The organism is Robertmurraya sp. GLU-23 (assembly GCF_052983275.1).
Genome location: NZ_JBRKCV010000002.1, coordinates 102914 through 123924, shown reverse-complemented (window position 1 = coordinate 123924; position 21011 = coordinate 102914). Strand labels below are relative to the sequence as shown.

The following is a 21011-nucleotide window of genomic DNA, read 5'->3' as shown; positions in this document are numbered from 1 at the left end:
GTATATTTATACTATATTGTATTTATAAAAAGCGCTTGGTCAAGAAACCAAGAGCGCTTATTTTTTTATTTGAACGCCTTCAAATCGGTTATTAGGATGAACCGTTTCTACTTTCTGATCATTCGTTTCCTTAAACTTTTTCTCATAATTAACGAACATAGAAACATTCACTAAGATGCCCATAGCAATGGAGAGTTGCAGAATAGATGAGCCTCCATAACTAATAAACGGCAATGGAACTCCTGTTAACGGAATGACTCCCGAAACCCCTGCTAAGTTTACAAATGATTGTATACCTATCATGCCCGCAATTCCGATTGCTAGCAAACTACCAAAAGCATCCTTTCCTTTTAAACCAATGTAAATTCCTTTTAGGACGATAAAACCTAAGCCGAACAATACAAATGCAACTCCAAATATTCCGAGTTCCTCAGATATTACAGCCATTATAAAGTCCGTATGGGGCTCAGGTAAATACCCTAATTTTTGGACACTTTGTCCCAATCCTAGACCTTTAATGCCCCCAGCCCCTAAGGCCAGGAACGAATTAACCATATGATAGCCTTCCTTTTGGGCTATCTCTTCAGCAAAAGGATTAAAAAATGCTTCAAACCTTCCGACACGTACGGAGGAAAATATTTTATCCTGAAATAATATAAGCATTGGGATAGATGGAATCGCACCCAACATAACTAATTTTCCTATATTTTTGATATTCATTCCAGACGAAAGGATGATCACGCCTGAAATAGCTACTATTAGAGCAGCTGTTCCAAAGTCAGGCTGAAGTGCAATTAAAAAACAAGCAATGATGATAAAAGCAAGTGGTGGTAGTACACCATGATTAAACTGATTAATATACGATTGTTTCTTCGCATACACTGCTGATAAGTAAACTATAGCACTTACCTTTACAAATTCAGATGGTTGCAGGCTTAGCGGACCTATCTTATACCAACTTTGAGCATTTCCCGCGGAATGACCGAATGGAAATATGAAAATGAGTAATGCAAATGAAAATAACACAACAGGAACTAAAAAACGATTGCTAAGCATAATTTTGTAAGGAAATACAGAAAAGAAAAGAAATAAAACAGCACCAACTACTAAAAATAGTTTTTGACGATCATAAAAATGATCACTTTCATATCCATACCTTTGAATAGCTGTAACCATACTTGAGCTATATATCATAACTAGTCCAAATATAGATAACAATACCACAACTAGGATTAACGAATAATCATAAGATTTTAATATTTTTTTAAACATGTAACCCTCTTCCTCATCTTCTTAGTCGTAATATGTATTATATTATAACATTGAATTTCCTGCATTTGATGTGAAGAAAAGTACAACTAAAAATTATTATCTTAATAATATCAAATTTTCAGAAAAAATACTTTATAAAAAAACTCAAACAGTCTCTCTCGAGAAAGTTTGAGCTTTCGAAAGTACGTTATTTTCTTTGCGATGCTTCATGAAGGGCTGATAGTTCTCTTTCTAATTCTCCTAAAATCGCCTTACCTTCTTTTTCTTCAATCAAGCCAAGGCGAACAGCAAAATCTATTTCACGAGATAGACCAAACATTTGTGTATCCAGAACCTCTTCATATAACGGACACTGAGGCATCGTTAAGTTATCCATTTGTACTTTAATTAACTTTAGAATTTTATCAGCGTCAGCCTTTAACAAGGCATTTGCTCTTTCTTTATGATCTAAAACCATGTCAGACGCCAACTTAGTCCCCCCGTTTCCGAGCGTTTATCCTATCTATAAATTTTATACGTTTAAGAGGAAAATTGCAAGGATAAACAGGAGAACCCGTAGAAAGATTCAGGAAATTTTGAATATCCTCCAAAATTTTGATTATCCTCCAAAAATGACTTTTATCCTCTTTACGTCTATACTAAGGATACAAAGGGGGAACTGTTATGGAAAATATTGTACCAATCCAAGGGAAAGTAAAATTCACAATCACCTTAGACCCTGGAGTATGGATATTTGACGATCGTAGAGTAGATTTAACTACCTATTTTGAGGAAAGTCAAGTAGAAGTAGATGATTTGGAAGAATATAAAAAAAGCATGTCCAAGCATTGGGACCGTGAAATAATGGAGGGAGCTGTTTTTCCTCCCACTTTAAAGACGGAGAAAAAATTTGAAAAAGAAAAAGTTCTGACGGGTACATTTGGAATGCCGCTGAAGCCATTTTTAAAAAATGCAGAGATTAAAGATGATGCAAAAAACTTAACACTCGTGACCACAGATGGCGAGGTATCTATGCCACTAGCTGTAGGACAAGAACTAATTTTAGGTTTCTCAAAGGATGGTAAGCCATTAACAAAAGATGGACCCGTGTATGCCTTTTACGGGGACGGTTCTAATAAACATCAGCCAATAAAAAATATCCGTGCGGTAGCTATCGAATAAAAGAAGGCTCAACCTTCTTTTATTTGATAGCTTGTTAATGCTTGTGCCATTTAAGAGTAAAAAAATCACTTTACTTATAAAAGATCAGCTGCTAATTGTGCAAGACCAGATCTCTCTCCCTTAAATAACTTTACATGGCCGGATATCGATTGGTCCTTAAACCTCTCGACTACATATGTAAGGCCATTGTTATATGCATCAAGATATGGATGGTCAATTTGCTCAGGATCGCCCATCAGGACGATTTTACTTTTTTCTCCAACTCTCGTAAGAATGGTCTTCACTTCATGTTTTGTTAAATTTTGGGCTTCATCAATAATAATGAACTGCTCAGGTATACTTCTTCCTCTTATATAAGTAAGAGCCTCTACTTCAATCGACCCCATACCTGCAAGAATGGCATCAAGCTCCCCAGGCTTTTTCACATTAAATAAGTATTCTAAATTATCATAGATGGGCTGCATCCATGGCCGTAGCTTTTCTTCCTTTTCACCTGGTAAAAATCCAAGGTCTTTCCCAACAGGAACAATCGGTCTAGCCACTAATAACTTCTTATATTCCCCGAAATCTTCCGTCTGCATTAATCCTGCAGCGAGTGCCAGAAGAGTCTTCCCTGTTCCTGCCTTACCGATTAAAGTCACAAGTGGAAGGTCTTTTCTTAGAAGCAACTCAATCGCCATGGTCTGCTGAACATTTCTTGAGCGAATTCCCCATATATGATCATGATCAAACACTAGCTTTTTAATTCTTTGTCTCTTTGAATCGACCATACCAAGTGCTGATTGCGAAGATCCCATTGCATCCTTAAGCACCAAGAACTGATTTGGATAAAAAGAATACGTAGAAAATAATGATATTGGAATTTCTCCCTTTTCATAAAACTGATTTAACACATCCACGGCGACAAATAATTCTGCATAGCCAGTATATATGGCATCATTTTCTATGACTCGATCACTTAAAAAATCTTCTGAATTCAAACCGATTGCATCAGCTTTTACTCGTACTAATGCATCTTTACTGACCAAGATTACAAGTCGACCATTTTCTTTTGTTTCTTCTTCTAAAGATAAATTTTTGGCTACAGCAAGTATCCTGTTATCATTTGTTTTCTCAACAAAAATATCCTGGAGCTGATGAAAGGATCGATGATTCAACTCAATTCTCATCACTCCACCATTTTCAAGTGGAATTTTTTCATGTAATTTTCCAGTTTGCCTTAAATTATCAATGAGCCTTGATACTTGTCTTGCATTTCTTCCGATTTCATCCATATACCTTTTTTTCGAATCCACTTCCTCTAGTACTACGGCTGGTATTACCACCTCATTGTCCTCAAAGGAAAAGATGGAATATGGGTCTTGTAACAAGACATTGGTATCTAATACGTAAATTTTACTCAAACTGATGCCTCCTGCTCCTCTTAATTCTATAGTAATTTGAATTAACCACATGTCCTTGCCAAAATTTCTGCTTAAGAAAAGAGCTTTGGTAAACTATATGTTTTCTTGTATAAAGATAGAAGAATTTTTGCACAATAAACGGTAACCAAACATTAATCGGAGGTGGACTTTATGAAGAAAACCCTTGCTATACTGGCATGCTGCTTGTTTATTTCCGCGTGCGGAAGTCAGGATAATACAAAATCTAAAGCAAACCAGAACGAAGAAGCACGTACCATAAATGTCAAAAATAGTACCATACCTAATATTGACCGCGAAACGGGCCAAGAGGTTTCCAAACATCTTGTTGATCTAGCGACTTCTATCCCTAGTGTGAATGATGCCACGGCTGTTGTTTTAGGAAGATATGCGATTGTTGGTATTGATGTAAATGAAGACATCGACAGATCTCAAGTAGGGTCAATTAAATATACTGTTGCTGAAAGTTTGAAGAATGATCCACATGGTGCAAGAGCAGTGGTTATCGCCGATCCAGATATGACCGCGCGATTAAGAGAAATTCAAGAAGACATTCAAAGTGGAGAGCCTATTCAAGGAATTGTAAATGAATTAGCTGATATATCCGGTCGTTTAATGCCAGAGGTTCCTGCAGATATTATCGATCCAAATGCAAATAAAGCAACCGAGGAATCAAAAAACAAGCTGAATGAAGGAGAAACAAAAGAGTTAGATAAAGCACAAGAAAAACAATCACAAGGTCATAAGGATTAATAACTAACAAAAGCTTAGCCCAGAAGGCTAAGCTTTTCTCATTGCATCCATTACTTGATTATCAAGACGTGTTGCTGCCGCTTTGTCATATGTTTTATCATATTCTGGCTCAACAGTTATTTTTGAACCATAGAACATAACGTCACGCACTTCTTTAATGGAAATTTCTATTAAAGCAAGCTTTAGTGGTACATCATTTATTTTTTCCATCCTAACACTTGCTTCTCCACTTATTGAATAAGTTGATTCATTCACAATTAAGTTTACAACGACTTGATTGTTTTTTTGAATGTTTTGTACAATTCTCGAACGATTATCTACAGCAAAATAGATTTTTTCATCGGTCTTTGCTAAAATCCAAGAGATGGCACTTACATTCGGTCCCCCTGTTTCAAAGTCTACTGTTGAAAGCGTTACAAAACGCTCTTTTTGCAAGGCATCAAACAGTGGCTGAATTAATTTTTGTTCAACTTGGTTAGGCATACCATTCCCTCCTTATATTTCTATATTATAACTACTTAATGGTAGTTTCAACCTTGAAACCCATTTTGTACTGCTAGTCCTATCCATATAGAAAATTTTACTATACAATACAGAAAGAAGATAAATGTTGAGGTGTACCGATTATGAGAGTAAAATGTGTAATTTGCGATAAGATTGAATCTATACCAGGTGACTCCTTTCAAGCGAAACGACTTCGGAATCGTCCGATACATACCTTCATGTGTAAAGAATGTGAAGAAAGAATTGCTACTCGCACAAAGGAAAGAATTGCAACCGGAAACTTTAGGCTTAATAAGCCGAAAGATGAGGAAGATGATTGGTAAACCGAAAGGTTAAAAAAATCCGCCCCGTTATTAATAACGGAGCGGATTTTTTTATTCTGGGTAATTTGCGTATCTTTCTGGTGACTCATTGATTTGGTTTAACATGACTTCAATGAGCTCTCTTGGGAATCGATTTGACTTTCTCTCCCCACCTAAATCGTAATGAACGTAATACATAACTGCATCAGTGGTAACCTCAATATTTTTTATACCTTGATCTTCAATAAGCATATCATAAAACATTTTCTCTGTATCCACTGCAGCAGTATCGTCCGGGCGTTCATCAACTACGACTTTAATCGTAAGCCAGTTATAGAGTGTATCTTGTAGTGATTTCATTTGATTACTCCTCTACATCCACTTGATTATGCTTTTTCTCTTGATGCAGGCGGATTTTATATATGATGAGAATGAGCGCTGCTACAGCTAATCCCTCCACAATTGGGAGACCGTAGGAGAAAATCAACAAAACAAAGCAGCCTAAAACTAAACAAGTGTATATGACAACATTTTTTAAAATGGACAGTTTCTTTGCAAAACCTAATTTGTAAACAATTACTGTCAAAATAATTAATGTCACAAACTGAAGCCATGTACCCGTTTTTACATCGGTTAGTTCGATAAAAAATCTAAGACTAGGTGAAAACCCTTGTAGTCCTTCCACGCTACCCCTCTCCTTTAATAGCTTAGCTCATTTCCGCCATTTTTTTCTTCTTAGCGATTCTTTCTCTCTCATTCTTATCAAGAATCTTTTTGCGGAGACGAATTGATTCAGGAGTTACTTCACAATACTCGTCTTCATTTAGGTATTCAAGTGATTCCTCAAGTGTCATAATTCTTGGCTTTTTCATAGTTGTTGTTTGATCTTTATTTGCAGAACGAATATTTGTAGCTTGCTTTACCTTCGTGATATTAACCGTAATATCATTTTCACGAGTATGTTCACCAACAATCATTCCTTCATAAATCTCAGTACCTGGCTCAACAAAAATGGTTCCACGGTCTTCAACACCCATAATGCCGTAAGAAGATGCTTTACCTGATTCCATTGAAACAAGTACTCCTTGACGTCTTCCGCCGACTTGACCTTGTGCCATCGGTTGGTAGCTGTCAAAACTGTGATTGATAATACCGTAACCACGAGTTAATGTTAAGAATTCAGTTGTATAACCGATTAATCCTCTCGCAGGAACCATGAATATTAAACGCACTTGTCCACTACCATTATTAATCATATCAACCATTTCACCTTTACGAGCACCCATTGATTCCATAATTGAACCAGTATGCTCCTCAGGTACGTCAATTTGAACACGTTCTACAGGCTCACAACGAACTCCATCAATGTCTCTTACGATAACCTCAGGCTTTGATACTTGAAGCTCATAGCCTTCACGACGCATGTTCTCGATAAGAATAGAAAGATGTAGTTCCCCACGTCCTGAAACAACCCATGCATCAGGTGAATCAGTGTTGTCTACACGTAAGCTCACGTCTGTTTGAAGTTGAGCACGAAGTCTTTCTTCAATTTTACGAGCAGTTACGAATTTCCCTTCTTTTCCAGCAAATGGACTATTATTAACAAGGAAAGTCATTTGAAGTGTTGGCTCGTCAATTCGTAACACAGGAAGTGGCTCTTGGTGCTCTACAGGACATACCGTTTCCCCAACGTTAATATCTTCCATACCTGAAACAGCGATCAGATCTCCTGCGAAAGCTTCTTGGATTTCCTGACGCTTTAGGCCGAAGAAACCAAAGATTTTTGTTACGCGGAATTGCTTTACTGAACCATCAAGCTTCATAAGGGCAACCTGTTGTCCAACCTTCATCGTCCCACGGAACACACGGCCGATACCAATTCTTCCAACATAGTCATTGTAATCTAATAGTGCTACCTGGAATTGAAGAGGTTCCTCACGGTTGTCAACTGGAGCTGGAATATTCTCGACAATTGCCTCATATAAAGATTCCATGTTCTCATCCTGCTTATCAGGAGTCACACTTGCTGTTCCATTAATTGCTGAAGCGTAAATAACAGGGAATTCTAATTGTTCTTCTGAAGCTTCTAATTCAATAAATAAATCAATTACTTCGTCAATAACTTCAGCTGGTCGAGCGAAATCACGGTCAATCTTATTAACAACAACAATTGGTGTAAGATTTTGCTCTAATGCTTTTTTCAATACAAAGCGTGTTTGTGGCATACAGCCCTCGTAAGCATCAACAACAAGTAGTACACCATCAACCATCTTCATGATACGTTCTACTTCTCCACCAAAGTCAGCGTGGCCCGGTGTATCAAGGATATTGATTCGAGTATCTTTATATTGGATTGCTGTATTTTTAGCAAGGATCGTAATACCACGTTCTCTTTCTAAATCATTCGAATCCATCGCACGCTCTTCCACGTGCTCATTTGTACGGAACGTTCCTGATTGTTTTAATAATTGGTCAACCAGTGTTGTTTTTCCGTGGTCAACGTGGGCAATAATCGCAATATTTCTAATGTCTGTTCTTAAGTTCAACATGTTCACTCCTACATTTTTATATAAACTTTTATTTAACTTTTTTAGTCATAACTGAAACATTATATCATATTCGAAGTGGAAACCTAGTAATATTTTGTGTAAAATAATGAAGGGAGCGTATTCATTTTATTTTTAACAAAACAAATACATTCTAATACCTCGCTCAAGGAGGTTTTATCTTGAAATCAATTAAGTGGCCATTATTATTTTTTGCTTTTGCTTCAGCAGCCTGTATGATGGGAACAGGAATAGCTATTAGTTATCGTAGCATAGGGGGTATCCTTGCTTCGTTAGCTGCACTTGTTATCGTAATGGGATTTGGATTTACGACTAAGAAAAAAATGCGAGAACAAGGAAAACTTTAAAAGGGTTGGCATTTGCCAACCCTTTTTTAATACAACGGAGAAACCATGATTAAAAACATTTGGTTTTGTTCATCTTTTTCAACTTTAAACTGTTCAAAATAACAGTCTGATAAAAATTGAATCCACATATCAGCTTCAACTGGTACTCCTGCAAAAATCGCCTTATGCCCTTTTTCTCGCAATTCTTCTTTTAAATGCTGCATTATCCTTATACCTAAACCTTGCCTTCGCTCGTTTGGGTTTATAATTACCATACCAATCCAAGGCTTATTGTTAGATGGTGCACACTCCAAATGATAAGTGATAGCTACATCTCTTTCCTCTTGCTGCCACACTCTCCATTCTCCATAAAAATATTTGTTCATATATTCTTTAGCTGTCCAATGTTCCATTTCAATCCTTTTCCACAGAGAATCAAATTTTGTAAAATCATGTAATAATGTAGCATCCGATTCAAGCATTTTTCGGTAATGAATGTTACCAATTTCCATTATTTAAAAAATCCTTAAGCACTGCTTCGTGAAAACTTGCATTCGCAATAAACACAGAATTTTCTCCTAGCAAATTAAGCTTCTCACCCTTTAAAGTCGTACACTTACCTCCAACCTCTTCCACCAAAATAATTCCTGCTGCGAAATCCCATGGAGATAATCGAAGGGTCATATATGAATCCAGTCTCCCAGCAGCCACATATGCCATTTCTAGCGCTGCTGAACCGTATGATCTCGTTCCTCTCACCGCTCTGACAAGTGGAGACAGAATACTGCTATCAATTCTTCGGTTCTGAGTGACCCACGTACTATTTATCCCAATGACTGCCTCCTCTACCCCCACAGGTGAAAGGGGAGAAAGTGGTTTATCATTAATATAAGCACCCTCCGCCTTCTTAGCATGATACAATTCATCATGGACAACATCATATATGAGACCAATCATACCAACACCATTTTCATAAATTCCAACCGATATAGCAAAGTTTCTTTGTTGATGAATAAAATTCATCGTACCATCAATGGGATCAATGATCCAAACTACACCTGACAATTCTTTAGGGTTACTACCTACTCCCTCTTCTCCTAACACGCGATGGTCTGGAAAATGGCTTTTTAGCTTATGTATGAAATATTCTTCAATCTCCTTATCCATATTTGTAACGAGGTCGTTAGCATGTGATTTGGTTTCAATGTTTAGTACTTTTGAAAATGATTTTTTTATAAGTTCACCCGCTTCTTTAACCAATTGTTTTGCAAATATGTCCACTGCATTAATATCCATGTATATCATCTCTTTCCTATGTAAATATCTTTATTCTTATAGAGTAAAACAATTAGAATCAACAAACAACTGATACGAATGTCAGAAATAAAATAGGCGATCATAAGTATGCACTTAATGTTCGCCTTTATGATTCCCTTTGTATTTTTTTAAAATCCATCCATCTATACCATCCTTACAAAATTACAATGCCTTTAACTTTACAAGTTCCATTCTGATTCTTTCTAGTTTTTCTTTCACTTGTGTTTTCTTCTTTTCATTTTTCTCCGTCATAGCTTCAAATAATGTAGCAAGTTCATAATCCATTTCCAAACGTAGAACAGCCGTTCTTTCTCTTTCTGCGTTATTCTTTTTCGCTGAGCCAATCAGCTGTTTCATAGTAATACACCCCTTTTTGTAATGGTAATTTTCAGATAATTTTTACTATTATAATATGAACAAAATGCTTTTGATGCAACTAATTTGCGCTTTTGCCTAACATTTTTTATTTTCTATGCAAAAGTCTACATATTTCTCGTTCTTTCTACCATATGCTACAATTATCTACAGAGAGATTTATTTATGGGAGGAAAAACAATGCAATTTACTGGATTTACTGAAGAGGACTTTGAAGTTTTTACAATAGATGGTTTGGATACAAGAATGGATGCTTTAAAGACTACAATTAGACCAAAGCTTGAAGCACTTGGAGAATATTTTTCTCCTACTTTATCGGCTTTAACTACTAATGAAATGTTCCCGCATGTAGCAAAGCATGCAAGGCGAACGATTAATCCTCCTAAAGATACATGGGTAGCCTTTTCAAGTAGTTCAAGGGGATATAAAATGCTTCCACATTTTCAAATTGGTCTCTGGGAATCTCATGTTTTTGTTTGGTTTGCCATGATTTACGAAGCTCCAAATAAAGCAGATTTCGGAAAGACATTAGAGAAAAAACTATCTTCTATTTACAAAAATACACCAAAGCATTACGTTTGGTCTGAGGACCATATGAAGCCAGGTGCTACAACGCATCAGCAACTAAAAAAAGAAGACCTCCGACTCATGTTCGAGCGATTACAGACGGTTAAAAAGGCAGAAATATTATGTGGGATCCATATAGAGAAAAACGATGCGATTAACATGACTGCTGACGATTTCCTAACAGAAGTTGAGGGTGTCTTTAAGACATTATTACCCCTGTATAAATTAGCGTAAACAGTTTTCGGAAAAAATGGGCAATTAAATAAAAGGGAGCCACGAAGGAGTTGCATTCTCCGTTGGCTCCCTTTACTTATTTCATTTTTATTTTTTCTGAATTGCCTTCTTTTGCTTTTTTTACAGTTAAGTACGTGGAATATCCACTTGACTCAGCAAATTCATCACATATCTTTTTTTCTTCTGATTTACTCGGAACAATCTCCTTAAATCTGCGATACGATTTCATAAATTCGTCTCGACCTACTCCTTTTTCATAAGCAGCCTCAACAAACTCAAAAAACTTAATAACATCGATAATTTCATCAGTTGACCATGTATGGTCAATCGGGTATTGATATTCCAAAATACATTCACTCCGTTACATTTAATTTCTCTTAAAGTGTACCCTAAAAATAAGTTACATAGCAATCTGACATAATAATGAAATAGGAATAGGTTTTTCTATGCAAGGAAAGTGAATAATGCTATAATTTCACTTGTTTTATGGGTGAAATAACCTGACTATTAATTAAAGAGGTGTGGAAATACGTTGTCTCAATACGAAACACCGTTATTTAGCGGACTTATAGAGCATGCAAAAAAGGATCCAGTTCAATTCCATATTCCTGGGCATAAAAAAGGAACAGGGATTGATCCGGAATTTAGAAATTTTATAGGTGATAATGCGTTGTCAATTGACCTGATTAATATTGGTCCACTTGATGACCTTCATCAACCAAAAGGAATGATTAAGCAAGCACAGGACCTCGCTGCTGAAGCTTTTGATGCGGATCAAACTTTCTTCTCTGTTCAAGGGACTAGCGGTGCTATTATGACAATGGTCATGACAGTTTGTGGACCTGGCGATAAAATCATAGTACCTAGAAACGTTCATAAATCAGTTATGTCAGCGATTGTTTTTTCTGGTGCAACACCAATTTTTATCCATCCAGCCATCGATGAGAAATTAGGAATTTCACATGGTATTACAACAGATTCGGTTGCACGTGCACTAGAACAGCACCCAGATGCTAAAGGTGTTTTGGTTATCAACCCAACATACTTTGGAATGGCTGCCGATCTAAGGAAAATTGTTGAAATTGCTCATTCGTACAATGTACCAGTCCTTGTGGATGAAGCCCATGGGGTACATATCCACTTCCATGATGATCTTCCTTTATCAGCCATGCAAGCTGGTGCAGATATGGCTGCGACAAGTGTTCATAAGCTCGGAGGCTCCATGACACAAAGCTCTGTTCTAAATATTAAAGGAAATCTTATTAATCCAAAACGCGTACAATCCATATTAAGTATGCTGACAACTACATCAACTTCTTACCTGTTACTAGCTTCCCTAGACGTAGCACGGAAGAGACTTGCAACCGAAGGCAAAGAGTTGATTAGTCAAACCATTGACTTGGCTCAATATATTCGTCGAGAAGTAAATACAACCCAACATATTCATTGCGTTGGAGAAGAAATCCTGCAGTTGGATGCAGTGTATGATTACGACCCTACAAAGCTAATAATTTCTGTTAAGGAGCTTGGTTTATCTGGTTTTGATGTAGAAAAATGGCTTCGTGAAAACCACAATATAGAAGTAGAAATGTCTGACTTATACAATATTCTGTGCATCGTAACACCAGGTGACACGAAAAGAGAAGCAGATCTTTTAATAGGTGCATTAAGAGAACTGGCATCTCAACCAATTAAAAATAATGAAATGGTAAAAGCAGAAGTACTATTACCAGATATTCCATTATTAGCATTGACACCACGTGATGCTTTTTACGCAAAAACAGAGCTTGTGCCTTTTGATGAATCGGAAGGAAGAATTATCGCCGAATTCATCATGGTCTACCCACCTGGTATTCCAATTTTTATTCCAGGAGAGATCATAACTGAGGATAACTTAACATATATTCGAAAAAATATGGAAGTTGGTCTTCCTGTACAAGGGCCGGAAGATTTTGACCTTCGATATTTACGAGTCATTAAGGAACAGAAGGCTATAAAATAGAATGAAAAGAGAGCGAGGGTTATCCCCTCGCTCTTTATTTACAATCACAAATTCATATGTGTAATTACAATTACATATAATTTACTTCTCTTCTTCCCCGTGAGTATGACAGCAATCTCTACAATGTGACTTCGCATAAAGAACGGTAACTTTTTCATCCTCAAAATGATCAATCGTTGAATTACAAGCTTGACATACGATAGTTCCCATTTTCCCATTCCCCTTTATTCGTATTTAATCACAAGTATTGAAAACGCTTCAACATCTTTATATTAATAATAATATAACATTATTAATTTATCAACCTTAAATTGTATAACACATTAAAAAATTATGTTGACTATAAAACAAAAAAAATTACAGACCTTTTTGGTCTGTACAAAGTACACTTTATTCATATTGTGTTTGAAAAGGTGTTTCTGGTAAGGCCTCTGAAAAGAATTCAACTAAATCCTTCGCTTGTTGGAGGTCTTTTATTCTAAATGCTGACTGAATGTATTCGATATCATCGAGGTCTTTAGGGTCGAGGAGTGTTGAGCGGCCTGTTTGCATACATATTACGAGAGGCTTACCAAAAAACATATCTGTGTAAACAATTCCAAAGTCATAGCGCGTTTGTTCTGTAGCAAAACCGACAAATCGAACTCTGACCTTTTCGTGCTCATCATAGAGCTTGTCAAAAAAATCCATTATTGCCACCTCCTATATTTTCTTAATATTTAGAATTTTATTATATCTCATAGGCCCAAAGAAAAGCAACCACAACTTAATACGATAACTTGTTGTACTTTAATTTTATACAATGCTAGAATGAAGATGAGCAAAGAAATATGTATATTTTCGTACAATAATGGGGGGATTATGGTGGCTACTAATGCATACATAAAGCTCGTGCCAGCATCAATAAAAGAAAACGTTACCACAGATGAAATAAAAGAGCTTTTTCACTATTATAAGGACATAACTTCAAAGACGGGAAAGCAACTTGATTGGCAGTATGAGGCATCAGCCTTTCCTTATGAAATAAAGGAAGAGCCCTCAGGAAAAGGAACCTGGTTTTATTTGTATTCTGATCAAGATAGGTATCATGCGATTTTATTAGGGGTAGACCAGGAGACCATTGTAGATACAGATGGAAATGAGAACAAACAAACATATATTCAAGTTACACTTCCAGAATCCTCGACTTTTGGGGATAAAGGAAAAGCAAATGAGTTTTGTAAATTTGTAGCTAAAAAGCTTCAAGCAGAACTTCATTTATTTAACGGTCGAATTATGTACTACTACCCAAGAAAATAAGTTTAATGTAAAAGCAAGTAGCTATCCTATTAGCCACTTGCTTTTTTATCATTAATAGACGAAAAATGTCATGGTCAAATGAAAAGAACTGTAAAGCATCAAACTTATCATTGTTACTATCATTGTCTTTTTAGGTGAACGAATAATATGGTTTCCAGTAGAAATAGCTAAATAGAAAAAGACAAAAAACATTAAGATATTGTAGATTAGTTGATCATGTTTTGAAAGCCATTCTGTCAGAGTGTATCCACTCCATATCATCAATTGTATGATAATTACAATGTAAACCTTCATACTGTTCACCACCGCTCTATTCTTCTATTCTCACTTGTCCTACTTTATTTTATGTTTAAACTTCTCATTCTATTTTTCATTTCTGTAACAAATAGATGACATTGAATAAAAATTCCCAACTGTATGGTAAAATATGTTCAAAAATTACAAAAAGAAAATGGAGGCGATATATTGAAAGGGTTATCTATGTTTATAGTGATTATGCTCTTACCGATTATCGTCTCCTGTGATCGTTCAAAATCTAATGATGTTTTACCCTTTGATAAAGATGTCAAACAACTAGTTTTCCTTTCTGATGAGTCGGAGTATCAATTTGAAGCCGCCTATTATGATGCCTTAATAGAATTAAAAAAAACCTATCCTGAGGCCGTTAAAAACATGAAGACGATTAATCCCAATCGCTCAGATGAGTATCTTGACTTTCTTACCATAAAAGAAAATCCAGCCATTTTCGTAGTTTATAATAATGAAATAGTAGCCACAGTGAACGGAGAAGAAACTGTAGAAGAGATTGTCCAGCCCATAGCAAAAGTTCTAGACGAAAAATAAGACCTGCATCCATAAGGAAGCAGGTCTATTTTTGTTATTTTACAATATGAATTGGATTTCCAAGCGCAACTTCAGCAGCTTCCATCGTGATCTCACCTAAAGTAGGATGAGCATGGATCGTCATTGCTAAATCTTCTGCTGTCATTCCTGCTTCAATAGCTAGGCCTAATTCAGCAATCATATCAGATGCGCTAGGTCCAGCGATTTGTGCTCCGATAACTAATCCATCTTCCTTACGAGTTACAAGCTTTAAGAAGCCTTCAGCAGCGTCTAGTGCTAGTGCACGACCGTTAGCTGCGAATGGGAACTTAGCTGCAATTACATCAATTCCCTCATCTTTAGCTTGCTTCTCAGTGTATCCTACTGAAGCTAACTCAGGATCTGAGAATACCACTGCAGGGATAGCTAAATAATCGATTTCAGACGTGTGTCCAGCAATCGCTTCAGCAGCTATTTTACCTTCGTATGATGCCTTGTGAGCCAACGGAGGACCTTCTACAACATCACCGATTGCATAAATATTGCTTACATTCGTACGACATTGCTTGTCGATCTTGATAATTCCTCTTTCTCCTAGTTCAACACCAGCTTGCTCTAAACCAAGCTCATCAGTGTTAGGACGACGACCAACCATTACGAACACATAGTCCGCTTCAACAGATTGCTCTTCTCCCTTTACTTCGTAAGTTACTGTTACACCTGTATCTGTTTCCTTTACACCTTTAGCAAGTGCCTTTGTAATGATTTCCGCACCTTTTTTCTTTAGGTTTCGCTTAACAATAGCAGACATTTGCTTTTCGAATCCGTTTAGGATTTCATCAGTGCCTTCTAAGATCGTTACCTTTGTTCCAAAATTAGCGTATGCTCCACCAAGCTCAGTACCAATATATCCTCCACCGATAACAACGATATGGTTAGGAATCTCATCTAAAGCAAGTGCTCCAGTTGAATCAAGTACACGCTTTGTATATTTGAATTGAGGTAATTCAATTGGACGTGAACCTGTTGCAATAATAGCATTTTTGAACTTATACGTTTGTGCAGAGTTCTCATCCATTACGCGTACAGTTGTGTTATCAACGAAATAAGCTTCTCCACGAACTATGTCAACCTTATTTCCTTTTAAAAGTCCTTCTACTCCGCCTGTTAGCTTCTTAACAACTCCAGCTTTCCAAGCTTGAACTTTTGAAAAATCTACTTTTACGTTTTCAGCTGTAATTCCAATAGCATCAGAATGCTTTGCTGTTTCATAACGGTGACCAGCAGCAATCAATGCTTTTGAAGGAATACAACCAACATTTAAACAAACTCCACCAAGAGTGGCTTTTTCTACGATTGTTACTTTTTGTCCTAATTGTGCAGCACGGATAGCAGCTACATAACCACCAGGTCCAGCTCCAACGACAAGTGTATCTGTTTCAATTGGGAAATCTCCAACTACCATTTTTTTACGCCTCCATTAACAATAGTTCTGGATCGTTCAACAAGCGCTTAATATGGTTAAGTGCGTGCTGAGCTGTTGCTCCATCAATCATACGATGGTCAAAGCTTAAAGATAATGCTAATACTGGTGCAGCAACAATCTCACCATTTACAACGATTGCTTTTTCTGCAATACGACCAATCCCTAGAATTGCTACCTCAGGATGGTTAATTACAGGAGTAAACCATTGACCACCAGCAGAACCGATGTTAGTGATTGTGCAAGAAGCACCTTTCATTTCATCAGGAGCTAACTTACCGTCACGTGCTTTTCCTGCAAGCTCATTGATATCATTAGAAATCGCGAAGAGTGACTTACGGTCTGCATCCTTTACAACAGGAACAAGTAATCCTTTTTCAGTATCTGCTGCGATTCCGATATTGTAATAGTGCTTGTGAATGATTTCGCTTGTTGCATCATCAATCGATGTATTTAAAGCAGGGAATTCACGTAATGCACTTGTTAATGCCTTAACTACATAAGGTAAGAATGTTAATTTAATTCCTTTATTTGCTGCCACATCTTTATACTTCTTACGGTGTGCAACAAGTTTCGCTACATCAATTTCATCCATTAATGTTACGTGTGGAGCTGTGTGCTTAGAGTTAACCATAGCTTTTGCAATTGCTTTACGAATTCCACTCATCTTCTCACGAGTTTCTGGATATTGACCTTGTGGAATTGGTGTTGCTGCTGGTTTAGCTGTTTCTTGAGCTGCTTCAGTAGCAACTTCAGTGGCTGCTGGTGCAGTTTCTACTGCAGCTGGAGCTGCTCCACCGTTTAAGAATGCTTCAATATCTTCTTTTAGTACGCGACCGTTCTTACCAGAACCAGCAACTAAAGTAATATTTACACCTTTTTCACGAGCATATTTTCTAACCGAAGGCATTGCAACCACACGGCGATTAGGATCAACAGAGGCCTGCGTTTCTGCTACACCATTGTTAGTTGTGCTAGCTTCTGCAGCAGGAGCTTGCTCTTCTTGCTTTGGTGCTTCCTCTTCATGATCGTCACCTTTAAATTTAAGGTTTTCATATCCAGGAGCATCAAATGTAATAAGGACTTGACCTACTGTTGCAACAGTTCCTTCACCTACTAGAACTTCTTCAACTGTACCAGCAACTGGTGATGGAATTTCTACAACTGCTTTATCGTTTTGTACTTCACAAAGTACATCATCTTCTTGAACTTTATCGCCAGCTTTTACAAACCACTTAACGATTTCACCTTCATGGATACCTTCACCGATGTCAGGTAATTTAAATTGGAATGACATGTATTCACCCTCCTATAGATACGAGCTTATTCAGAACTTTTCAAATAAGGAAAGGGAAAATGGTGACCCATTCCCCTCTTTTATTAATAATTTTTAGAAGCTTAAAACTTTCTTTGCTGTTTCAATTACATCTTTATAGTTAGGTAACCAAACTGTTTCCGCTTGAGAGAACGGGTACACAGTATCAGGACCAGCTACACGTAATACAGGAGCTTCTAAGCTAAGAATGGCACGGTCGTTAATTTCAGCAACAACTTGAGCAGCAATCCCTGCTTGCTTTTGCGCTTCTTGAACAACAATTGCACGTCCTGTTTTCTCTACAGAAGCTACAATAGCGTCAATATCTAATGGTGCAAGTGTACGTAAGTCAACAACTTCTACTGAGAAACCTTCTTTTTCTAGTTCTTCAGCAGCTTTTAATGATTCATGTACCATTGCTCCGTAAGTAATAATAGATAAGTCTTTCCCCTCACGCTTCACATCAGCTTTTCCAAGTGGAATTGTATACTCCTCTTCAGGAACCTCTTGACGGAATGAACGGTATAGCTTCATATGCTCAAGGAAAATTACCGGGTCATTATCACGAATTGCTGATAATAATAAACCTTTAGCATCGTAAGGAGTTGATGGAATAACAACTTTTAAACCTGGTTGTTGTGTCATTAATCCCTCTAAGCTATCAGCATGTAGTTCAGGTGTATGAACCCCACCACCGAATGGAGAACGGATAGTAACAGGAGAATTGTAACGTCCACCTGAACGGTAACGCATACGAGCCATTTGACCAGAAATAGAGTCGATTACTTCGTACACAAAACCGAAGAATTGAATTTCCATAATCGGACGGAAACCTTGTAAACCAAGACCGATTGCTAAACCACCGATACCAGATTCAGCAAGTGGTGTATCAAATACGCGCTCTTCTCCGAATTCCTTCTGAAGACCCTCAGTTGCACGGAATACTCCTCCGTTATTTCCTACGTCTTCACCGAATAGTAACACGTTCGGATCATTGCGCAATTCAATACGTAACGCATCCGTGATTGCTTGAATCAATGTCATTTGCGCCATGGCTTACTTCGACTCCTTTTCTTTATAAATAGCGTATTGCTCTTCAAGATTTTGAGGCATTTGTTCATACATATTTTCCATTAGGTCAGTAACCTTCTGTTTTGGTGCCTCATCTGCTTTTTTGATTGCCTCTTTAATATCTTCTTTTGCTTTTTCAATTACTTCGTTTTCTTTCTCTTCATTCCAGATTCCTTTTTTCTCAAGGAATTTACGGAAACGTACTAATGGGTCTTTCTTCTCCCACTCGTTATCTAAATCAGAAGTACGGTATCTAGTCGGATCGTCTCCTGCCATTGTGTGTGGACCATAACGGTATGTTAATGTTTCAATAAGAGTTGGACCTTCACCGTTAATCGCTCTTTCACGCGCTTCTTTTACTGCTGAATAAACAGCAAGTGCATCCATTCCATCAACTTGAATTCCAGGAATTCCAGCTGCTACAGCCTTTTGAGCAATTGTCTTTGCAGCAGATTGCTTTTCAACTGGTGTAGAAATAGCAAAACGGTTGTTTTGTACAACGAAAATTGCTGGTGCCTTAAATGCACCTGCAAAGTTAATTCCTTCATAGAAATCACCTTGAGAAGCTCCACCGTCACCTGTGTAAGTGATCGCAACAGATTTAGCTCCACGCTTTTTCATTCCTAAAGCTACGCCAGCAGCTTGAATGATTTGCGCTCCGATAATGATTTGTGGCGAAATTACGTTTACTCCTTCTGGAATTTGATTTCCATGGAAGTGCCCACGAGAGAATAAAAACGCTTGATATAATGGAAGTCCGTGCCAAATCATTTGAGGAACATCACGATAACCAGGAAGAATGAAGTCTTCCTTTTCTAATGCAAATTGAGATGCAAGTTGTGATGCTTCTTGACCTGCAGTTGGAGCATAAAATCCTAAACGACCTTGTCTATTTAATGAAATAGAACGTTGGTCAAGAATTCTTGTGTAAACCATACGGCTCATTAATTCTTGTAGCTGCTCATCAGTTAGATCTGGCATTGCAGCTTCATTAACTACTTCTCCTTCTTCGTTTAACACTTGAATAGTTTGAAACTGCTCAGAGATTTGCTCGAGTTGCTTCGTTGCATCGAACCCTTGATTCTTCGTTTTAGAAGCCATCGGAGTCACCAATCCTTTCTTTGGTAGAAAAATAATAATAAAAGCTTAATTACGCACAAAAATTAGGATACCCAAAATCAAATCTTCTTAGAAATAATCATCATTATTAGATTTGACCTGTTCTAAACAGAGAGAAGCTATTATTTATTAAGTAGTTTCCCACAAATCTCGTTTATAAAAACAGAAATTGTAGATTACATGCTTATGATATTCTGTATCACTAACTTATGCAACAAAATTGATACAATAAATTGATTCGTTTCTTAGTTTACATCATTGAAAATACCTGCGTCAAATATTAAATCTGTAAGTTTTTAAATATATACATAGTAATTATTATTTTAATGATAATCATTTCCTGTATCAATCAATAATCACATCTGTACTATATAACATCTCCCTGTTCATCGACCTGTTATAAATCAAAAAAAGCCGACCTTAGTTGGTCGACTCTTCTATATCTAGTCCTGTAGTTCATAAAAGGCATGTTTTGTATCATTATAATCCTTCGTTAGATCATTAAATTTTTCATTGGCTGCAATAACTTGTTCGTATATTTGATTTATTTTAACTATTTGTTCCTCAAGCTCTCCTAAAGACCTTTCCTCTGCTTTTAGCATATTATACAGATTTTTGTCCTGCTCGAGGCCTTGTGTATATGCTTTATATAGCTCATCATGGGTACGATATCTTTCAGTCATTACTGAGAATAATTCGTCTGCTTTATTTTTCACTTGCTTCTCATCAATTTGCTCAATCAAAGGTTTAACTCGTTTAAATTCTTCTTCTGATTCCTCTAGGCTTTTTTGTTCATTTTCGATATGAACCCGTCTTTTTTCTACTATTTCTATAGCTTCATCCGACTTTTTTACAATATCATTAAGATTCTTTGTTCCTAGTTCCATTATCTCTTGATATATTCGTTGCTCGTCCTTTTCTAACAGTACTAACGGTTCCTGCTGTTCTTCAAACAAAGCTTCTTTTGCTACTACATCTTCCAATACTTCGTGAATTTTTTCGGGAGTTGATTGAAAAGGACTACAGCCTGACAAAAACAGAATGAAAGCGAAACATAAGATACCTATTAAAAGTTGATTTTTACGCACAATTTAGCCCTCC

General features: G+C 36.9%; 27 protein-coding genes. 8 read left to right on the top strand and 19 right to left on the bottom strand.

The window, feature by feature from the left end; translation table 11 throughout:
- Nucleotides 1-57: 57 nt before the first annotated feature.
- Both ACVBAX_RS04950 and ACVBAX_RS04945 read right to left on the bottom strand, forming a co-directional pair.
- Nucleotides 58-1272, bottom strand: coding sequence for an FtsW/RodA/SpoVE family cell cycle protein (locus ACVBAX_RS04950; RefSeq protein WP_447116119.1), 1215 nt, complete (start codon nucleotides 1270-1272; stop codon nucleotides 58-60).
- Between the two features lie 187 nt (nucleotides 1273-1459).
- Nucleotides 1460-1729 carry a YlaN family protein gene (locus tag ACVBAX_RS04945; RefSeq protein ID WP_377057867.1) on the bottom strand — a complete coding sequence of 90 codons (270 nt, stop codon included), beginning with the start codon at nucleotides 1727-1729 and terminating at the stop codon, nucleotides 1460-1462.
- A 206-nt stretch (nucleotides 1730-1935) separates the two neighbouring features.
- On the opposite strand from ACVBAX_RS04945, the gene ACVBAX_RS04940 reads away from it, so the two are divergent.
- Nucleotides 1936-2433 carry a peptidyl-prolyl cis-trans isomerase gene (locus tag ACVBAX_RS04940; RefSeq protein WP_430773788.1) on the top strand — a complete coding sequence of 166 codons (498 nt, stop codon included), beginning with the start codon at nucleotides 1936-1938 and terminating at the stop codon, nucleotides 2431-2433.
- 74 nt (nucleotides 2434-2507) lie between these two features.
- On the opposite strand, the gene ACVBAX_RS04935 is transcribed toward ACVBAX_RS04940, so the two are convergent.
- A complete protein-coding gene (locus tag ACVBAX_RS04935; protein WP_447116118.1) occupies nucleotides 2508-3887 on the bottom strand; it encodes a PhoH family protein in 1380 nt (459 codons plus the stop codon).
- Between the two features lie 120 nt (nucleotides 3888-4007).
- On the opposite strand from ACVBAX_RS04935, the gene ACVBAX_RS04930 reads away from it, so the two are divergent.
- Nucleotides 4008-4607: a YhcN/YlaJ family sporulation lipoprotein gene (locus ACVBAX_RS04930; RefSeq protein ID WP_430773786.1), complete on the top strand. Its 600-nt coding sequence runs from the start codon at nucleotides 4008-4010 to the stop codon at nucleotides 4605-4607.
- A gap of 27 nt (nucleotides 4608-4634) precedes the next feature.
- On the opposite strand, the gene ACVBAX_RS04925 is transcribed toward ACVBAX_RS04930, so the two are convergent.
- On the bottom strand, nucleotides 4635-5090 hold the full coding sequence (locus ACVBAX_RS04925) for a pyridoxamine 5'-phosphate oxidase family protein (protein ID WP_447116117.1): 456 nt from the start codon (nucleotides 5088-5090) through the stop codon (nucleotides 4635-4637).
- A gap of 143 nt (nucleotides 5091-5233) precedes the next feature.
- Between ACVBAX_RS04925 and ACVBAX_RS04920 the strand changes: the two genes are divergently transcribed.
- Complete coding sequence (locus tag ACVBAX_RS04920; RefSeq protein WP_447116116.1) at nucleotides 5234-5434, top strand: YlaI family protein; 201 nt, start codon at nucleotides 5234-5236, stop codon at nucleotides 5432-5434.
- Nucleotides 5435-5485: 51 nt separating this feature from the next.
- Here ACVBAX_RS04920 and ACVBAX_RS04915 read toward each other — a convergent pair whose 3' ends face one another.
- The 3 genes from ACVBAX_RS04915 to typA are packed head-to-tail and all read right to left on the bottom strand — an operon-like array spanning nucleotide 5486 to nucleotide 7959.
- On the bottom strand, nucleotides 5486-5773 hold the full coding sequence (locus ACVBAX_RS04915; RefSeq protein WP_447116115.1) for a hypothetical protein: 288 nt from the start codon (nucleotides 5771-5773) through the stop codon (nucleotides 5486-5488).
- Nucleotides 5774-5777: 4 nt separating this feature from the next.
- Complete coding sequence (locus tag ACVBAX_RS04910; protein WP_430773783.1) at nucleotides 5778-6098, bottom strand: YlaH-like family protein; 321 nt, start codon at nucleotides 6096-6098, stop codon at nucleotides 5778-5780.
- Between the two features lie 22 nt (nucleotides 6099-6120).
- Nucleotides 6121-7959, bottom strand: coding sequence for a translational GTPase TypA (gene typA / locus ACVBAX_RS04905; protein ID WP_430773782.1), 1839 nt, complete (start codon nucleotides 7957-7959; stop codon nucleotides 6121-6123).
- Nucleotides 7960-8141: 182 nt separating this feature from the next.
- Here typA and ACVBAX_RS04900 point away from each other — a divergent pair, with 182 nt between their 5' ends.
- Nucleotides 8142-8327, top strand: a complete 186-nt coding sequence (locus ACVBAX_RS04900) for a YlaF family protein (RefSeq protein WP_119707397.1) — start codon at nucleotides 8142-8144, stop codon at nucleotides 8325-8327.
- Nucleotides 8328-8353: 26 nt separating this feature from the next.
- Here ACVBAX_RS04900 and ACVBAX_RS04895 read toward each other — a convergent pair whose 3' ends face one another.
- The 3 genes from ACVBAX_RS04895 to ACVBAX_RS04885 all read right to left on the bottom strand — a co-directional run bounded on the left by ACVBAX_RS04895 (nucleotide 8354) and on the right by ACVBAX_RS04885 (nucleotide 9980).
- The gene (locus tag ACVBAX_RS04895; RefSeq protein ID WP_447116114.1) at nucleotides 8354-8818 is read right to left on the bottom strand and encodes a GNAT family N-acetyltransferase; all 465 of its coding nucleotides are present in this window, start codon (nucleotides 8816-8818) and stop codon (nucleotides 8354-8356) included.
- The gene (locus tag ACVBAX_RS04890; protein ID WP_447116113.1) at nucleotides 8805-9602 is read right to left on the bottom strand and encodes an inositol monophosphatase family protein; all 798 of its coding nucleotides are present in this window, start codon (nucleotides 9600-9602) and stop codon (nucleotides 8805-8807) included. The genes ACVBAX_RS04895 and ACVBAX_RS04890 overlap by 14 nt, the downstream gene beginning before the upstream one ends.
- Nucleotides 9603-9785: 183 nt before the next feature.
- Nucleotides 9786-9980 carry a hypothetical protein gene (locus ACVBAX_RS04885; protein ID WP_066059919.1) on the bottom strand — a complete coding sequence of 65 codons (195 nt, stop codon included), beginning with the start codon at nucleotides 9978-9980 and terminating at the stop codon, nucleotides 9786-9788.
- A gap of 198 nt (nucleotides 9981-10178) precedes the next feature.
- Between ACVBAX_RS04885 and ACVBAX_RS04880 the strand changes: the two genes are divergently transcribed.
- Complete coding sequence (locus ACVBAX_RS04880; protein ID WP_447116112.1) at nucleotides 10179-10799, top strand: DUF1054 domain-containing protein; 621 nt, start codon at nucleotides 10179-10181, stop codon at nucleotides 10797-10799.
- A gap of 76 nt (nucleotides 10800-10875) precedes the next feature.
- Here ACVBAX_RS04880 and ACVBAX_RS04875 read toward each other — a convergent pair whose 3' ends face one another.
- A complete protein-coding gene (locus ACVBAX_RS04875) occupies nucleotides 10876-11145 on the bottom strand; it encodes a UPF0223 family protein (RefSeq protein WP_430773778.1) in 270 nt (89 codons plus the stop codon).
- A gap of 186 nt (nucleotides 11146-11331) precedes the next feature.
- Here ACVBAX_RS04875 and ACVBAX_RS04870 point away from each other — a divergent pair, with 186 nt between their 5' ends.
- Nucleotides 11332-12801, top strand: a complete 1470-nt coding sequence (locus tag ACVBAX_RS04870) for an aminotransferase class I/II-fold pyridoxal phosphate-dependent enzyme (RefSeq protein WP_447116111.1) — start codon at nucleotides 11332-11334, stop codon at nucleotides 12799-12801.
- 81 nt (nucleotides 12802-12882) lie between these two features.
- Here ACVBAX_RS04870 and ACVBAX_RS04865 read toward each other — a convergent pair whose 3' ends face one another.
- Together ACVBAX_RS04865 and ACVBAX_RS04860 are read right to left on the bottom strand one after the other, a co-directional pair.
- Entirely contained in the window at nucleotides 12883-13011 is a 129-nt protein-coding gene (locus ACVBAX_RS04865) for a GapA-binding peptide SR1P (protein ID WP_430773776.1), read from the bottom strand.
- 180 nt (nucleotides 13012-13191) lie between these two features.
- The gene (locus ACVBAX_RS04860; protein WP_119707390.1) at nucleotides 13192-13491 is read right to left on the bottom strand and encodes a DUF3055 domain-containing protein; all 300 of its coding nucleotides are present in this window, start codon (nucleotides 13489-13491) and stop codon (nucleotides 13192-13194) included.
- A 174-nt stretch (nucleotides 13492-13665) separates the two neighbouring features.
- Here ACVBAX_RS04860 and ACVBAX_RS04855 point away from each other — a divergent pair, with 174 nt between their 5' ends.
- The gene (locus ACVBAX_RS04855) at nucleotides 13666-14100 is read left to right on the top strand and encodes a DUF1885 family protein (RefSeq protein WP_447116110.1); all 435 of its coding nucleotides are present in this window, start codon (nucleotides 13666-13668) and stop codon (nucleotides 14098-14100) included.
- A 51-nt stretch (nucleotides 14101-14151) separates the two neighbouring features.
- Here the strand turns inward: ACVBAX_RS04855 and ACVBAX_RS04850 are convergent, their stop codons facing one another.
- Nucleotides 14152-14394: a hypothetical protein gene (locus ACVBAX_RS04850; RefSeq protein ID WP_447116109.1), complete on the bottom strand. Its 243-nt coding sequence runs from the start codon at nucleotides 14392-14394 to the stop codon at nucleotides 14152-14154.
- Nucleotides 14395-14565: 171 nt separating this feature from the next.
- Between ACVBAX_RS04850 and ACVBAX_RS04845 the strand changes: the two genes are divergently transcribed.
- Complete coding sequence (locus ACVBAX_RS04845; RefSeq protein ID WP_447116108.1) at nucleotides 14566-14943, top strand: small peptidoglycan-associated lipoprotein; 378 nt, start codon at nucleotides 14566-14568, stop codon at nucleotides 14941-14943.
- A gap of 34 nt (nucleotides 14944-14977) precedes the next feature.
- Here ACVBAX_RS04845 and lpdA read toward each other — a convergent pair whose 3' ends face one another.
- The 5 genes from lpdA to ACVBAX_RS04820 all read right to left on the bottom strand — a co-directional run bounded on the left by lpdA (nucleotide 14978) and on the right by ACVBAX_RS04820 (nucleotide 20998).
- Nucleotides 14978-16387 carry a dihydrolipoyl dehydrogenase gene (lpdA, locus tag ACVBAX_RS04840; RefSeq protein WP_447116107.1) on the bottom strand — a complete coding sequence of 470 codons (1410 nt, stop codon included), beginning with the start codon at nucleotides 16385-16387 and terminating at the stop codon, nucleotides 14978-14980.
- Between the two features lie 4 nt (nucleotides 16388-16391).
- Entirely contained in the window at nucleotides 16392-17702 is a 1311-nt protein-coding gene (locus ACVBAX_RS04835; RefSeq protein WP_447116106.1) for a dihydrolipoamide acetyltransferase family protein, read from the bottom strand.
- Nucleotides 17703-17795: 93 nt separating this feature from the next.
- A complete protein-coding gene (locus tag ACVBAX_RS04830) occupies nucleotides 17796-18773 on the bottom strand; it encodes an alpha-ketoacid dehydrogenase subunit beta (RefSeq protein ID WP_066059899.1) in 978 nt (325 codons plus the stop codon).
- Nucleotides 18774-18776: 3 nt separating this feature from the next.
- The gene (gene pdhA, locus ACVBAX_RS04825; RefSeq protein WP_447116105.1) at nucleotides 18777-19892 is read right to left on the bottom strand and encodes a pyruvate dehydrogenase (acetyl-transferring) E1 component subunit alpha; all 1116 of its coding nucleotides are present in this window, start codon (nucleotides 19890-19892) and stop codon (nucleotides 18777-18779) included.
- Between the two features lie 461 nt (nucleotides 19893-20353).
- Nucleotides 20354-20998, bottom strand: a complete 645-nt coding sequence (locus tag ACVBAX_RS04820) for a YkyA family protein (protein ID WP_447116104.1) — start codon at nucleotides 20996-20998, stop codon at nucleotides 20354-20356.
- Nucleotides 20999-21011 lie beyond the last annotated feature (13 nt).